Raw genomic sequence first — 14662 nt, forward strand, 5'->3', positions numbered from 1 at the left:
GGTCCGCGCCGTTGTGACCCGGGTGTGACGGGGTGGCCGCTAACCTCGTTCGATGAGAGTGCTGGTGGTCGAGGACCAGGCGGAACTGGCCGACTCGGTGGCGCGGGTCCTGCGCCGGGAGGGCATGGCCGTCGACGTCTCCTACGACGGCGCGGCGGCGCTGGAACGCACCGAGCTCGTCGACTACGACGTCATCGTCCTGGACCGCGACCTGCCCGGCGTGCACGGCGACGACGTGTGCCGCGCCCTGGTCGCCCGCGAGGCACCGAGCCGCGTGCTGATGCTGACGGCGTCCGGCACCGTGGCCGAACGGGTCGACGGGCTCGCTCTCGGCGCCGACGACTACCTGCCGAAACCGTTCGCGTATGCCGAACTGGTCGCCCGGATCCGCGCGGTCGGCCGGCGCACCACGACGGCGGCGCCGCCCGTCCTGGTGCACGGCGAACTGCGGCTCGACCCGGCGCGACGCATCGCCACCCGGGCCGGTGCCCGCCTGGCGCTCAGCCCGAAGGAGTTCGCCGTGCTGGAGCACCTGCTGACCGGCCGGGGTCGGGTGATCTCCGCCGAGGAGCTGCTCGAACGCGTCTGGGACGAGGCGGCCGACCCGTTCACCACGACGGTGAAGGCGACCATCAACCGGCTGCGGGCCAAACTCGGCGACCCGCCGCTGATCGAGACCGTGGCCCGCGCCGGCTACCGGATCTGACATGGCCCCGGCGTCCCATCGGCTGCGGCTTCGCCTCACCCTGCTCTACGGCGCGATGGCGGTCCTCTCCGGCGCGATCCTGCTCGCTGTCGTCGTCGTGCTGGCCCGCGATCTCCCGCCGTCCGACGTTCCCGCACCGCCGGACGCCGGCCCGCCGACCGGTGCGGCGGTCCGACCGCTGGCCCGGTATCTCGACTTCAGGACCGACGTGCTGCGGGTGTGCGGCACCGCGCTGGCGATCATGGCCCCGGTGTCGTTGGCTCTGGGGTGGATGTTCGCCGGGCGGATGCTACGGCCGGTGCGGGAGATGACCGTCGGCCTGCGCCGGATCTCCGGTTCCAACGTCCACGAACGCCTCGCCGTGACCGGTCCCCGCGACGAGTTCAAGGAGCTCGCCGACACGATCGACGGGTTGCTCGCCCGCCTGGAGTCCGCGCTCGACGGGCAGAAGCGCTTCGTCGCCAACGCCGCCCACGAACTGCGCACGCCGCTGACCGTCGAACACGCGCTGATCGAGGAACCGCTGATCGACCCGGACGCCACCGTCGAGGAGTACCGGGCCAACTTCGCGCGCCTGCTCGCGGCCAACCAGCAGCGCGGCCGCCTGCTGGAATCCCTGCTCACGTTGGCCGGCAGCGAACACCTCGCGCTCGGTGCCGACCGCTTCGCGCGGGGCGCCGACGGCGATCGCGTGGACCTCGCCGAACTCGCGCACCAGGCGATCCGCGACCGGAACGCGCACCTCGACGCCCGGGGGCTGCGGGTGCGGGACGCGGTCCGGCCCGCGTGGATCCGCGGCGATGCCACGCTCATCGCGCGCCTCGTCGCCAACCTCTGCGACAACGCGATCCACTACAACGTCCCGGACGGCACGATCGACGTCGCGACCCGCGCCGATCGCGGACGGGTGGTGCTGGCCGTCGCCAACACCGGGCCCGTCGTCCCGCCGGAGCAGGTAAAGCGTCTGTTCGAACCTTTCCAGCGGCTGCACCGGGTCGCCGACGACGACCGGCACGGGTTGGGCCTGTCGATCGTGCGCGCCATCGCGGAGGCGCACGCCGCCGAGGTGCACGCGCATGCACCCGCGGAGGGCGGCCTGGTCATCGAGATCGCCTTCCCGGCCGACGGGCCGTCCGGCTGAACTGCGCCGCGCCCGGCCGTCCGCCGGACCGGGATTACACACTTGAAGCAGATTGATTCATGTCGGTCGGGTCGGCTGTCGGCGGCAGTGTTCGATTGCTCGACGACATCGGGCGCGGTTCAGGGCATGGCCCGGCAAAGTCAGCAGGGTGATGACGAGTGAAACCAGCGGCGATGTTGGCGGCTCTGGCCAGTCGTAGGGCTCCGATGGCGGCGTTTACGCGCGTGGGATGACTACCCGCGACATCCGCGATCACCTGGCTGAGACCTACGGCACCGAGATCAGCCACGAGACGGTCGCCAACGTCACCGACGTCGTCGCCGAAATTAGAAACCGCTACGCCCTCACACACAGAAAACTTGACAGGCCCACGGCTGCGGCAGATCGTGGTCAACCTGCTGTCCAACGCCGTGAAGTTCACCGCGCGCGGCGAGGTCGTCGTCACCGCCGCGGCCGAGAAGCTCATCGCTGACACCATCCGGCTCAGCATCACCGTGCGCGACACCGGAATCGGTATCCCCGCTGACCGCTCGACCGGCTGTTCCGTTCCTTCTCCCAGGTCGACGCCTCCACCACCCGCGTCTACGGAGGCACCGGCCTCGGCCCGGCGATCAGCCGGCGCCTGGCCGAGCCATGGGCGGAGACATCACCGTTGCCGGCGTCGAGGGTGCCGGGTCCACGTTCACCCTGACCGCCGTCCTGCACACCTGCCCGCAACCCGACCCCACGCTCGCCCGAGCCGACCTGGCCGGCCGCGCCGCCCTGGGCGTGGACGACAACGCCACCAACCGCACCGTCCTGCGCCGGCGGCTCACCGGCTGGGGAATGCGCTGCGTCGACGTGGCCAGCGCCGCCGAAGCCCTCGACCCGCTCGCCCTCGGTGCCCGGTTCGACGTCGCCGTGCTCGACGTGCACATGCCCGACGTCGACGGCGCCGGACCTGCCGCCGCCCTGCGCGGGCTGCCGATGGCCGCGAACCTACCGATGGTGCTGCTCAGCAGCGTCGTGTGGCGACCCGAACCCGACCAGCAGAAGTTGTTCGACGCGATGCTGTCCAAGCCCGCACGCGCCACCACGCTGCAGCGCACACTCACCCGGCTGCTGGTCGACGCACCCACCGCCACACCGGACGTCGAGGAACCCGCCGCACCCGCACAGGCGCCGGCGTGGCACCCCTCCCTACGGGTCACGGAGAAGCGACACCGGTCGCGTCGCGCGCAAGTTGGTGCGTGCTGCGCGCTACCGGTCACGGCGGTGCCAGGCTCGAACCGGTAGCCCGTTCTGGATTCGTGTTGCGGGACGGCCGCCACGGATTTGCCCTAGTATGATCATAATTCGCGTTTTGCCCTAAAGCCGGGCGTGCCTGCCGGGCGGGACCGAGGTTTCTATGGTGCTGATCCTGGTCACGTCGCTGTTCATGGCGATCCTGCTGTGGGTCACCTGGCGGTATCTGCTCCGGCGGGATCCGCTGCTGCGTGACGTGATGTGGATGTTCGCCTCGGTGGCGATGCTGTTCGTCGTCGGTCTGGTCCGGTTGCTCATGGGCGTGCCGCCGCGCCTGCTGATGGCGGTGGCGATCGGATTGTTGCTGGCCAAGCCGTTGTTCACGTTGCAGCTGGTGAGCCGGCTGCGTCCGTTGCGCTCGTGGTGGTGGCCGGTGGCGTTGAGCGCGTGGGCGTTGAGCGCGTTTCCGGTGTTGGCCACGGCGGCGCGGCCGGTGCCGCAGCTGGTCGTTTGGCCGGCGGTGGTCGTGTTCTTCGGCTTGGAAGGCGTCGCGGCGTGGCTGCTGGGCGCTGAGGCGCGCCGGCACGGCGGCGCTGCCCGGCTGCGGTTGTGGTGTGCCGCAGCGGGGACCGGTGTGTTCGGCGCCGCCTTGCTGATCGCGGCCACCAACCAGACGTTGCAAGCGCGGCTGCTCGCCGTGGGCTCGGGGGTGTTGTATCTGCTGGCGTTCGTGCCGCCGCGTTGGCTGCGGCGCAGCTGGGCGCAGAAGGCGACGTCCGCGGTGCTGGGCCGGCTGGTCGACACCCCGGTGGACGAGCCCGCGCCCCGCACGTGGCAGCACTTCTGCGACAGCGCCGCTGCGGTGCTCGGCGCGGACGCTGTGGTGGTCGTGATGCGAGATCATGCCGGCACGCTCCGGGTGACGGCCCAGGCCGGCCTGCCGGCTGGCGAATTCGGGTGCGCCGGCTCGGACTGCGATGAATTGCTGGCCGCTGAGGGCACGATCGATGCCTTGGCCGGGTGGACCCATCCGCCGGCGGCGGTGGTGATGTTCGCTCAGGCCAGCTCCACCCGGTACGTGACCGTGGCGCCGGTGACCGTCCCCGAGGGTTCGGGAGCGCTGCTCATGCTCAACCGCTACCGCAGCCTGTTCGCCGAGGACGATCTCGCGGCGTTCACCGCGCTCGCCCGCCGCGCTGCGGCGCTGGCAGACCGGGCGCGCACTTTGGCCGAACGGCAGAGCCTGGCGGTGATCGTGGAGTCGTCCCACGACGCGATCATCGGCAAGACCCTCGACGGTGTGATCACCAGCTGGAACAGCGGCGCCGAGGCCCTCTACGGCTACCGGCGCGAGGAGGTGCTCGGCCGGCACGCGTCCTTACTGTTCCCCTCCGGGCTGGAACAGACCGAGCAGGAGTTGATGGCGCGCCTGGCCGCCGGCGAGCGGATCGACCAGAACCGGGTCAAGCGGCGCCGCAAGGACGGTGCCACGATTACGGTGTCGCTGACGGTGTCCCCGATCACCGACGCCGACGGCCGGATCACCGGCGTAGCGTCGATCTCCCGCGACATGACCGAACGCCAGCGGGCCGAGGCGATGTTCGAAGGTCTGTTGGAAGCCGCACCGGACGCGATCATCGGCGTCACCACGGACGGCACCATCACTTTGATCAACGCCCAGGCCGAACGGCTGTTCGGCTATCCGCGCGAGGAACTGGTCGGGCAGTCGGTCGACGTCCTCGTCCCCGAACGGCTGCGTTCCGGCCACGTGCACCACCGCGACGGCTACTTCGCCCACCCGCGGACCCGGCCCATGGGCGCCGGCGCGGCGCTGGCCGCGGTGCGTAAGGACGGCACCGAGTTCCCCGCCGAAATCAGTCTCTCCTCGGTCAACACCGACCGAGGAATGATCGTGACCACCGCGATCCGCGACGTCACCGACCGTCTCATCGCCCAGGCCGAACGCGAACGCCTCATCGCCCAGGCCGAACGCGACGCCGGTGAACGCCGTCTGCAACACACCCGCCGGCTGGAAAGCCTCGGTCAACTCGCCGGCGGCGTCGCGCACGACTTCAACAACATCCTCGCCGTGATCAGCAACTACGCCGAGATGATCGCCGAAACGCTCGAGTCGCCCAACCCGGATCCCCGCGATCTGGCCGATGCCCGCACGGATCTCGGCCAGATCAGCCGGGCCGCGGAACGCGCCGCCCGGCTGACCAAACAGCTGCTCGCCTTCGGCCGCCGCGACATCACCCAAGCCGAGGTCCTCAACCTCAACCACGTCATCGGCGACATCGAACCGATGCTGCGCCGCAGCATCGGCGAACACATCCACCTGATCACCAACCTGGACCGACAGCTGTGGCCGGTGCACGCCGACGCTGGGCAGATCGAGCAGATCCTGGTCAACCTCGCCGTCAACGCCCGCGACGCGATGCCCGGCGGCGGCACCCTGTCCATCGACACCACCAACGTCGAGGTCGGCGACGACGACATCACCGACTCACGTCTGCAAGCAGGCCGCCACGTACGGGTACGGGTCAGCGACACCGGCACCGGCATGCCCCCCGAGGTCATCGAACGCGCCTTCGAACCGTTCTACACCACCAAACCCAAAGGCTCCGGCACCGGCCTCGGACTGGCCACCGTCTACGGCATCGCCACCGCCGCCGGCGGCGACGTCCACCTGTACTCCGAAAACGGCATCGGCACCACCGTGACCGTCATCCTGCCCGCCATCGACGCACCCCAGCACGACACCACCACCGACATCGTCGTGAACGCCGAACCCGTCACCGGCGCGAGACCGCACGAAACCATTCTGATGGTCGAAGACGAAGACGACCTGCGCGTGATCACCGACCGGATCCTGACCCGCGCCGGCTACCACGTCCTCACCGCCAGCGGCGGAGAACAGGCCATCCGCCTCGCCCAGACCCACCCGGGTCCGATCCACCTGCTCCTCACCGACGTGATCATGCCGAAGATGACCGGCAACGAAGTCGCCGCCCGCATCCAAGCGATCCGCCCCGAGATCCCCGTGCTGTACATGTCCGGCTACGCCGAACCCGTCCTCACCGAGAACGGCACCCTGCCCGACGGCGTCACCATCGTCGAGAAGCCCTTCACCAGCCGAGAACTACTCACCCGCGTCCGCGCCTTCGTACAGCAACCAGCAGCGGCCATGCACACCACCGCCCCGTCGATGCCGAAACAGAACCACCTCACCGGGTGACTCCTCAGCACGTCCTCGTGGACACCGCCGACGAACCGAGCCGACCCCGGACGGGCTGCTGTCGTCGCTCCCAGGCTGCGACACACACGTGGAACCTGCGCCGCTCGCGACCGATCTTCTCCAGCCGAGCGGTGACGATGGACCGCTCTCGCCCTTCGCCCACCGGCCATCGCGAAGGACCAAGTTGCGAAGCATGGGCTTCGCCAATGATGTGGGGCCGCCGTCCTGCCAGGGCACGATGTGGTGTGCCCTGGCCACCTGGCGGGCCGGGTGCAGCCGGGGAAGGCGCATCCGCCGTCGCGCAGATCACGGCATGACCGAGGATGCCGGTGACGAGCCGCTCGGCGCGATCCGGTGCGGAGCCGGCACGCCGGCGCGCGGCCGGCGTTCGACTAGGGACCGGCCCAGTGCGGACGCTTCGCCGGCTCCGGGGTGGCCGTGATCTCCTAGATTGTCCGCATGGATCACGGATGGTTCGAGGACCCGGCTGTCGCACCGCACCGCGTCCTGCGCGGCCCGTACGAGGGCATGTGGGACGCCACGCTCGTGACCGTCGAGGGGCGGCCGGTGTTGGCGTTCCCGCGGGCGGGGGCCCATGCGCGCGCCCCGGTCGCGGCCGTCGACCTGGAGACCGGTGCGCCGCTGGCCGAGCGCTCGGGGCTGGATCACCGTTCGCTGGCGGCGATGGCGCTCGGTGGTGGTCGGCTGCTCGCCACGAGCACACCCTCGCACGTGCTCACCGTGCGCGACGCGCTGACCGGCGTGGTCGTCGGGCCACAGGTGCGGCTCCAGGGGTACACGCCGATCCTCGCACTGACCACTGTGGACGGTCGGGCGGCCGTCGCGTCGACCGGGGACGGGTTGGTGCTGCGCGACGTTCTCACCGGTGGGGAGATCGTCCGGCACCGGCACGTCAACGGCGGCCGGCACTTCGCCATGTTGCGGGGGCGGCTGGTCGTCCTGGCGAGCGCGCCGGAGCGGGGGCTGCGCTTCGTCGACGTGCTGAGCGGCGAGCCGATCGGTGCGGCGTTCCACGCGCATCCGCACGATCCGCGGCCGGTCCGGTCGGTCGAGTACGAGGGGCGGCTGCTCGTCGCCAGCCGGGACCACGCCTTCGGGGAGGAACCCGTCCACCTGTGGGACGCCGAGACGGGCGCCGCGGTGTTCACCGCACCGCCGCCGCAGAAGCTGGAGGACTTCGCGCTCGCACTGGTCGACGGGCGGCCGCTGGTGCTGATCGGCCACCGTTCCGGGGCGACGCTGTGGGATCCGGTCGCCGGGCGGGAGGTGTCGACGGGGCTCTTCGACGGGTTCGACGAGGATGCCGAGAAGGTGGCGCTCGGCGCGCTCGACGACGGGTTCTTCGCCGTGCTGGCCGCGGCGCGCGGGAGCGGGCGGCCGGTCAACCTGTTCGTGTCCACATCGGACGGTCAGCGGCGGATCCCGTTGACGGAACACCGGGTGAACGACGTCGTGACGGGACTGGTCGACGGGCGGCCGACCGTCGCGGTCAGCGGCGAGAAGTGCGTGCTGCGGCTGTTCGACGCCGCGACGGGTCGGGAGGTCGTCGCGCCCGTCTACGGGGGGCCGTTGCGGGACCAGCACATCGTGGGCGTCGGCGGCGAGGTCGTCCTTCCCGGGGAGCCGCCGCGGGTGTGGGACGTGGCTCTGGGCGTTCCCACGAGAAGGCTGGAGGGGGTCGGGGAGTGGGCCCGGATCGCGGCGGGTGCGGTCGACGGACGTCCGACCCTGGTCGTCGTCGTGCCCGGCAAGCTGTCCGTCGGCGATCTCGAGATCCCGGTCGAACGTCATGACCACGAGGCCGGCGCCACCTTCACCGAGGTGGCCGGCCGGCCCGCGGTCGTGGCCGTCAGCGACGCGGCGATCCGCGCGTGGGACGCCACCACCGGCGCGCCCGTCGGCGTGCGGTACCCGCTCCACACGTCGGCGCGGGTGCTGCGGGCCGGGCGGATCGGCGCCCGGCTGGTGGTGCTCGCGGGCGGCGGCGACGGCAGCGTCCACGTCGTCGACCCCGCGACCGGCACCGCTGTCGTGCCCCCGATGCGTGGCCACCACGAGCACGTGGAGGCCCTGGCGTTCGATGAGGTCGACGGCCGGCCGCTCGTCGTGTCGGGCGGCCGCGACCACACCGTGCGGGTGTGGGACGCCGCCACCGGGGAGCCAGTCGGCCGCCCCTGGAACGGCCACGGCCACCGCATCAGCTCCGTCCACATCGCCCGGTGGCAGGATCGCCCCGTCGTGGTCTCGACGGCCTGGGAGGGCGCACCCCGCCTGTGGCACCTGGACGCCACGACGCTCCACAGTGGACACACCGCCTCGGTGAACGCCGTCGCCGCCGGCCGTGGGGCCTTCGCCTCCGGCTCCGACGACCGCACCGTGCGCCTCTGGGACGCGCGCACCGGCGCACCGCTCGGCGACCCGCTCACCGGCCACGAGGAACCCGTCACGGCCGTGACGTTCGCCGGCGACATCCTCGTCAGCGGCGACGCCGGCGGCCTGGTGCTGCGCTGGGACGGCACGCGGCCAGAGCCCCTCGGCCGCCTCGGCGGCCGCATCGTCGGCCTCGCCGCGCAGGGAACGGCGATCGCCGCCGCGAGCGTCGACGGCACACTGCGCCTGTGGGACGCGGCGACCGGCGAACGCGTCGCCGACCTGCCGGTCCAGGGCGAGCTTCAGCGGTGCGACCTGGGCACCCTCGACGGGCGGCTGGTGGCGATGTCCGTCGAGGCCGACCGCGACGCCTGGCCGACCACGACCGTCACGCTGTGGGACGTCGCCGCCGGCAAGCCGCTGCACGCGCCGGTGCGGGTGCCGGAGGAGTCCGACGGGTTCGGGGCGCTGGGGGTGGTCGACGGCAAGCTGCTGCTGGCGCAGGGGATCGACGCCGAGGCCGACGAGGACGAGGGCTTCTTCCCCGAGGAGGCGGCCCGCGTGCAGGTGATCGACGTGGCCTCGCGATCCTTCCTCGGGCTGATGGACCACGGCGGCGCGTTCAACCACGCGGCGGCGTTCGCCGGGGAGGTGGTGCTGGTCGGGGCGGACCGGAGCGTCTTCGTCATGGACCCGCACACGGGTGACGAGGTCGGGGCGGCGTACGGAGCGCACGCGGCCGACGTGACCTGCGTCGCCGCGACCGACGTGGACGGCCGGACGGTCGTCGCGTCCGGGGATCTCGGCAACGGCGTCCACATCTGGGATCTCGCGACCCGCACGAGGGTGTGAGCGAGTGCAGGGCACGGCGCCTGGACCGCAGCGCAGCGGAGGGAAGCCGTCGTGGGGCGGAGCCGTGCACTGAGCGGGGGGCAGGGAGCGAGTGCATGGCACGGCGCCTGGACCGGAGCGCAGCGGAGGGAAGCCGTCGTGGGGCGGAGCCGTGCACTGAGCGGGAAGCACTGAGCGGGAAGCGCTGAGGTTGCCGTTCGTCACTCGATCGTGGCCGCTCGCGGGTGTCCACAACGTTTCAGCACGGTTACTCTGCCCCGTGAACGAAGGGGACGGAGATGGCGAACATCCAGATCACCCCCGACGGCTCGGACGCCGCGACGGTGACCGTGCGGCTCCACGGGGAGGTGGACGCCGCGGGCGGCAACGAGCTGCGGCTCGCTCTCATCGACGTGATCATGCGGCGGCGCCCGCCCCGGGTACTGATCGACGTGTGCGCGGTCACCGCGATCGACCCCTACGTGATCGGGATCCTGCGCGCCGCCCGGGACATCGCGCGCGACCTGAGCCTGCCGCTGGCGTTCGCGGGGGAGGGGTCGCCGGTCGCCGCGCAGTTGCACCGTGACCTGATGGTCGGCGCGGTTACCCGGCCTTCCTGAGACCGGCGGCTCAGCGCAGGTTCGCGCAGGTGATGCCGGGAGACAGGGTCGCGACCCGCTCGTTCAGGTCGTCGAGCGTCAGGCCCCGCGCGACCTCGGCCGTCACATGGACGGTCCAGACCAGGACGGCGTTGGCGCACCGCGCGATCACCACGATCGGCCGCTCGGACACGCGCACCAGCAGCGCCGTCCGGTCGGCCCCGAGCATCGGCGGCTCGCGCCGGATGGCGGGTCCGGGCTCACCGGCAAGGGCCTCGAAGTGGGCGTCGGCGCGCTCGTCCGGGCCGTTGCCGGTGGCGTCGGCACGCAGGAAGATCACGGCTTCGGCGGACTCGATCAGCACCTGCTGCGGCGACCGGTCCACGTGGGCGCACCACTCGCACCGGTTGACGGCCCGGTCCTCGTCGACGTCGCTCGACCGCCGAATCCTCGTCTCCTCGATCAGAGCCCAGCACGGTTCGTAGGCGGTCCAGCGCGGGGTCGGTGACGGGGACGGCAGCGGGCGGGTCACTCCGCGTGGCGCCGCGCAGGCGGCGAGCGCCACGGCCACGAGCGCGAGTATGGCAAGCCCGGACCGCACCTTCATGCGGTGAAAGGTAGTCCTCCGTCGGTAAAAGGTAGGCCTCGGTCGTGTTATCGCGCCGTGATCCATTTGATTGGGATCCGGGCGGTTGTGCGAGGTACCGTCCGCCCGGAACCAACACGGGGGATTCGGGTGATGGGGTCGACGATGATGCCGGCCGCGGGTGCCGGTTCGGTGCTGCGCGCCTTGCGGGCGGCCAAGGGGCTGACGATCGGCGAGCTGGCGACGCGTTCGGGCGTCAGTCCGCGCACCATCGGCGGCATCGAACGCGGTCACGTCCGGCGCCCGCACGGCGGCACGCTCACCGCCCTCGCCGACGGGCTGGGGCTCGACGGCGTCGCGCGGACCCGGCTCGCCGCTGCCGTGCGCACCGAACACGCACCGGTGGGCGTCCCCGACCTGCCGCCGCTCACCCCGCACTTCACCGGCCGCCAGGACGATCTCGCGCGGCTCGTCGCCGCCTCGCACACCCCGGGCGGGGTCGTGCTCGTGACGGGCCTGCCCGGCGTCGGCAAGACCACCCTCGCGGTGCGGGCCGCGACCGGACTGGACGCGCGCTTCCCGGACGGGGTGCGCTTCATCGGCCTCGCCGGCGACCCGACGCTGCGGCCCGCCGCGGTCGCGCAGCGGCTGTTGCGCTCGTTCGGGGTGGAGGCGTTCGGGGACGGGGCGGTGCGCGAGTACCGGGCGTTGATGCGGCAGCGGCGGGTGCTCGTGGTCGTCGACGACGCCGGTGCGGCCGCGCAGGTCGCCCCGCTGCTGCCGGCGGACGCGGCCGGGTTCACCGTGGTGACCGCCGGCCGGCCGCTGGACCTGCCGGCCGCGCGCGACCGGCTGATCCTGCAGCCACTGTCCGCTGTGGACGGTGAGCGGGCGCTGTGCCGGATGCTCGGCGAGGACGTCGACGCGGGCGCCGTCGCCGGTTACTGCGGCGGCCTTCCGCTGGCGTTGCGCGCCGCCGCGACCCGGCTGATCACCCGCCCCCATGCCTCGGTCGAACGCCTTGCCGCGCGGCTGGCCCGCCCCGAACGCGTCCTCGACGCGCTGAGCGTGCGGGACGCGTTCGCGCGCGGGTACCGGCTGCTGCCGGAGTGTGCGCGGCAGGCACTGCGCACCACGCCGCTGAGCCCGGGCGAGGGAGCGAACGCCCTGGTGGCGCACGGCTGGGCCACGCCCCAGGGGGAGGTGCACCCCCTCGCCCGGGCGTTCGCTCAGAGCTGCCGGTAGTAGGTCACCAGCGGCATCGGCGTGCAGCCGAGGCTCTCGTAGAGCGCACGCGCCGGCGCGTGGAACGCATCCCCGCCGGTGCCGATCTGCACGACCTCGGCCCCGAGCGCGCGCATCGCGTCGAACGCGTGCCCGCACAGCGCGGTGCCCAGGTGGAGCCGGCGGTGCGCGGCCGACACGGCGACGTGCGTGACGCAGCCGTTGCGCCGCTGCGGATCGACGTTCCACGCGATGTAACCGGCGATGACGGTGCCGAGCTCGGCGACGGCGACGAACCGGTGCTGCTCGGGATCGTGCAGCGCGGGGACCTCGCGGTGATAGTCGGCGCGCCAGTCGCCGGCCTGGTTGGCGTAGATCCTGTCGCCGACCAGCGGCCGGAACGACTCCTCGAAGAACGGCCCGAAGGTGTCGACGGTCAGGTCGAGCACCCGGGCGAGGTCGGGCGCGACGAAGGGACGGATGAGCATGGGAATGTGCCTTCCGGACTGAGGGACGGGACGGGTCGGTCCTCGGCTCAGCGGGTGCGCCCGGCGGCGAAACAGCACATGCCCCGCATGCTACGGCCCGGCCGGCCGGCCCGGCGAGGCGTTAACCGCGGCCCGCGGCGTCAGTCGCAGCCCATGCCGTCGCCGTCGCGGTCCAGGTCGTAGATGTCGGAGCCGATCACCTTCACCGGGCCGCGCACGTAGGCGGGGCCGTTCCCGCCGCCGCCGGCGCAGTCGACGTCCGACGCGATCGGGACGCAGGCGCCGCTGTAGTTCGGGTCGCAGGTGGGCTTGGGCGCGGCCTTCGTGGTGGCCGCCGGCGGCTGCGCGGCCGGTGGCGGGGGCGGCGGGGGTGCGGCGGCGGTCGTCGGGGAGGCGGCCGCCGGGGAGGGCGACGGCGTGGGGGAGGCCGGTGCCGACGAGGGCGGCTCGGGCGACCCGGCGATCTCCTGCCGGGCGGGCTCGGCCGCCGGTTCCGTGGGTGGTGCGCCGCAACCCGCGAGGGTTCCGACCAGGAGCGCCGCTGTAGCTGCGAGCCGACGGAGGGTCACGGGTCGACTCTGCCGTTGCGCCCGTCACGCGGCGACCCCCGGCCGGGGCGAAGCGGCCACCCGTACCGGTGCGTCCCACCGTCCGACCGGCGCGGCGTGCGGGGCGTTCAGGCGGACGCGGTGATACCCGTGGTGCGCAGCCGGTCGAGCTTGGCGGCGTTCGGGTCGCCGGTGGCGGCCGTGTAGGTGACGATGCGCAGGTCGGCACCGGGAACGGCGAGCACGTCGCAGTCGACCGTGATCTCGCCGAGCGTCGGGTGCGTGATCGTCTTCTCCTCGCCGGTCAGCGTGGCCGTCTCCACCGTTCCCCAGAGTCGGTCGAACGACGCGGACGTCCGGCGCAGCGCGGAGATCAGCGCGGCGAGCGCCGCGTCCCCGGGGTATCGGGCCACGGCCTCCTTGAGATCGCCCACGATCGCCACCTCGAACGCCTCCGGCCCCGCCGCCGAGCGCATCGGCCGCAGGTAGGGGTGGCCGCCGAAGAGCATCCGGGCGAGGTTGCGCTCCCGCTCGGGCACGGTCGACGGGTCGCCGTGCAGGGCGTTCCACATGTCGTTCCACCAGAGCAGGGTCCAGTCGGCGGCGAACACGCCGATCGGCACGTCGCCGAGGCGCGCGCAGAGCCGCTGGATGCCGGCCGGCACGTGGTTGTCGACGACGCCGTCCTGCGGCGGCAGCAGCCCGGCCGCCCGGTACAACCGGTCGCGTTCGGTGCGGCTGAGCTGCAGCGCGCGGGTGATCGCGGCGACGACCTGCGCCGACGGGTTCGTGGCGCGGCCCTGTTCGAGGCGCAGCACGTACTCGACGGAGAGGCCGGCGAGTTGGGCCAGTTCCTCCCGGCGCAGGCCCCGGGCGCGGCGCTTGGGCGAGCGGGGCAATCCGGCGTCGGCCGGGTCCAGCCGGTCCCGCCAGCCGCGCAGCAGGGCGCCGAAACTCACCGCGTTCATCCCTCCATGATCGCCGGTGCCTCGACCACGGCGACCATGCGGTCCAGCGCGCGTCGCATGTAGCGGCGCCACAGGAGCGCGAACGGCCCGGCGATGACCGCCCGCCGCCCGCGCAGCGGCTTGAACTCGTAGGTCCACCGGATGTTCGTGCCCGTCCCGTCCGGGAGGAAGGAGAACTCGCCCCGCACGCCGGCCGCGAGCCGGGCGAGGACGTTCGTGAAGCCGGTCAGCTCGTAGGCGAACCCGTGGCCCGCGACGTACTCGGTGAGCGCCTCGGTGACCCGCGAACCGTCGGTGAAGACCGGGCTGCGGGAGACGCCCGCCCGGTCCCACGCGGCGTTCTGCCCCTCCACCCGCGCCACTCCGGGCAGCGGCCCGAACGGCAGGAAGACCCGGGTCAGGTCGATCGGCGCGATGATCCGGAACGCCGTCGCCGGGGCCGCGGAGGTGCGCGCGAAGACGGTGATCGGAACGGTGCGGTCGGTCCTGGTGATGAGCGCTGTCGTCATATGGATCAGCATCTGCGGACGTATCTACGCAGGGCAGACACCCGCTCGTCCGTGGTACCGGCAGTACCCACCCTGAGATCTTTTGTTTTTTTGAAGAAAAGTTGACATCGAAGATTCGAAAGTTCTAGGTTCCTCGATAATTTCGTGCACCGTCCGAGGAGGAACGATGTCCCCTCGTCCCCGTCTGCGACAGAGGGCCGCCACCCTCG

At 72.3% G+C, this 14662-nt stretch carries 12 protein-coding genes and 2 pseudogenes; 9 read left to right on the top strand and 5 right to left on the bottom strand.

Annotated features, from left to right (window positions below):
- Window positions 1-52 precede the first annotated feature (52 nt).
- The 8 genes and pseudogenes from Val02_RS04850 to Val02_RS04880 all read left to right on the top strand — a co-directional run bounded on the left by Val02_RS04850 (window position 53) and on the right by Val02_RS04880 (window position 10151).
- Complete coding sequence (locus tag Val02_RS04850) at window positions 53-706, top strand: response regulator transcription factor (RefSeq protein WP_203897665.1); 654 nt, start codon at window positions 53-55, stop codon at window positions 704-706.
- A 1-nt stretch (window position 707) separates the two neighbouring features.
- The gene (locus Val02_RS04855) at window positions 708-1847 is read left to right on the top strand and encodes a HAMP domain-containing sensor histidine kinase (RefSeq protein ID WP_203897666.1); all 1140 of its coding nucleotides are present in this window, start codon (window positions 708-710) and stop codon (window positions 1845-1847) included.
- A 214-nt stretch (window positions 1848-2061) separates the two neighbouring features.
- Window positions 2062-2172: pseudogene (locus tag Val02_RS47140) on the top strand (transposase); the annotation flags it as partial.
- 85 nt (window positions 2173-2257) lie between these two features.
- Window positions 2258-2317, top strand: a pseudogene (locus Val02_RS48615) (hypothetical protein); the annotation flags it as partial.
- A gap of 163 nt (window positions 2318-2480) precedes the next feature.
- Entirely contained in the window at window positions 2481-3122 is a 642-nt protein-coding gene (locus Val02_RS04865; RefSeq protein ID WP_203897667.1) for an ATP-binding response regulator, read from the top strand.
- 112 nt (window positions 3123-3234) lie between these two features.
- The gene (locus tag Val02_RS04870) at window positions 3235-6309 is read left to right on the top strand and encodes a PAS domain S-box protein (RefSeq protein WP_239152404.1); all 3075 of its coding nucleotides are present in this window, start codon (window positions 3235-3237) and stop codon (window positions 6307-6309) included.
- Between the two features lie 459 nt (window positions 6310-6768).
- A complete protein-coding gene (locus Val02_RS04875) occupies window positions 6769-9552 on the top strand; it encodes a WD40 repeat domain-containing protein (RefSeq protein ID WP_203897668.1) in 2784 nt (927 codons plus the stop codon).
- A 278-nt stretch (window positions 9553-9830) separates the two neighbouring features.
- Window positions 9831-10151 carry an STAS domain-containing protein gene (locus tag Val02_RS04880; protein ID WP_203897669.1) on the top strand — a complete coding sequence of 107 codons (321 nt, stop codon included), beginning with the start codon at window positions 9831-9833 and terminating at the stop codon, window positions 10149-10151.
- 10 nt (window positions 10152-10161) lie between these two features.
- Here Val02_RS04880 and Val02_RS04885 read toward each other — a convergent pair whose 3' ends face one another.
- Window positions 10162-10737: a hypothetical protein gene (locus tag Val02_RS04885; protein WP_203897670.1), complete on the bottom strand. Its 576-nt coding sequence runs from the start codon at window positions 10735-10737 to the stop codon at window positions 10162-10164.
- 132 nt (window positions 10738-10869) lie between these two features.
- On the opposite strand from Val02_RS04885, the gene Val02_RS04890 reads away from it, so the two are divergent.
- Window positions 10870-11961: a helix-turn-helix domain-containing protein gene (locus tag Val02_RS04890; RefSeq protein ID WP_203897671.1), complete on the top strand. Its 1092-nt coding sequence runs from the start codon at window positions 10870-10872 to the stop codon at window positions 11959-11961.
- Here Val02_RS04890 and Val02_RS04895 read toward each other — a convergent pair.
- The 4 genes from Val02_RS04895 to Val02_RS04910 all read right to left on the bottom strand — a co-directional run bounded on the left by Val02_RS04895 (window position 11946) and on the right by Val02_RS04910 (window position 14453).
- Entirely contained in the window at window positions 11946-12428 is a 483-nt protein-coding gene (locus Val02_RS04895) for a GNAT family N-acetyltransferase (RefSeq protein WP_203897672.1), read from the bottom strand. The two genes, Val02_RS04890 and Val02_RS04895, sit on opposite strands and share 16 nt — an antisense overlap.
- Window positions 12429-12568: 140 nt before the next feature.
- Entirely contained in the window at window positions 12569-12997 is a 429-nt protein-coding gene (locus tag Val02_RS04900) for a hypothetical protein (protein ID WP_203898005.1), read from the bottom strand.
- Between the two features lie 107 nt (window positions 12998-13104).
- The gene (locus tag Val02_RS04905; protein WP_203897673.1) at window positions 13105-13944 is read right to left on the bottom strand and encodes a helix-turn-helix transcriptional regulator; all 840 of its coding nucleotides are present in this window, start codon (window positions 13942-13944) and stop codon (window positions 13105-13107) included.
- Complete coding sequence (locus Val02_RS04910; protein ID WP_203897674.1) at window positions 13941-14453, bottom strand: SRPBCC family protein; 513 nt, start codon at window positions 14451-14453, stop codon at window positions 13941-13943. Before Val02_RS04910 ends, Val02_RS04905 begins: the two co-directional genes overlap by 4 nt.
- Window positions 14454-14662: the final 209 nt, after the last annotated feature.

The sequence above is a fragment of the Virgisporangium aliadipatigenens genome (assembly GCF_016863615.1).
Classification (GTDB): Bacteria; Actinomycetota; Actinomycetes; order Mycobacteriales; family Micromonosporaceae; genus Virgisporangium; species Virgisporangium aliadipatigenens.

Excerpts from the sequence above, each read along its gene's own strand:
- Val02_RS04850 (WP_203897665.1), top strand. The coding sequence starts at position 53 with ATGAGAGTGCTGGTGGTCGAGGACCAGGCGGAACTGGCCGACTCGGTG.
- Val02_RS04855 (WP_203897666.1), top strand. The coding sequence starts at position 708 with ATGGCCCCGGCGTCCCATCGGCTGCGGCTTCGCCTCACCCTGCTCTAC.
- Val02_RS04865 (WP_203897667.1), top strand. The coding sequence starts at position 2,481 with ATGGGCGGAGACATCACCGTTGCCGGCGTCGAGGGTGCCGGGTCCACG.
- Val02_RS04870 (WP_239152404.1), top strand. The coding sequence starts at position 3,235 with ATGGTGCTGATCCTGGTCACGTCGCTGTTCATGGCGATCCTGCTGTGG.
- Val02_RS04875 (WP_203897668.1), top strand. The coding sequence starts at position 6,769 with ATGGATCACGGATGGTTCGAGGACCCGGCTGTCGCACCGCACCGCGTC.
- Val02_RS04880 (WP_203897669.1), top strand. The coding sequence starts at position 9,831 with ATGGCGAACATCCAGATCACCCCCGACGGCTCGGACGCCGCGACGGTG.
- Val02_RS04885 (WP_203897670.1), bottom strand. The coding sequence starts at position 10,737 with ATGAAGGTGCGGTCCGGGCTTGCCATACTCGCGCTCGTGGCCGTGGCG.
- Val02_RS04890 (WP_203897671.1), top strand. The coding sequence starts at position 10,870 with ATGGGGTCGACGATGATGCCGGCCGCGGGTGCCGGTTCGGTGCTGCGC.
- Val02_RS04895 (WP_203897672.1), bottom strand. The coding sequence starts at position 12,428 with ATGCTCATCCGTCCCTTCGTCGCGCCCGACCTCGCCCGGGTGCTCGAC.
- Val02_RS04905 (WP_203897673.1), bottom strand. The coding sequence starts at position 13,944 with ATGAACGCGGTGAGTTTCGGCGCCCTGCTGCGCGGCTGGCGGGACCGG.
- Val02_RS04910 (WP_203897674.1), bottom strand. The coding sequence starts at position 14,453 with ATGACGACAGCGCTCATCACCAGGACCGACCGCACCGTTCCGATCACC.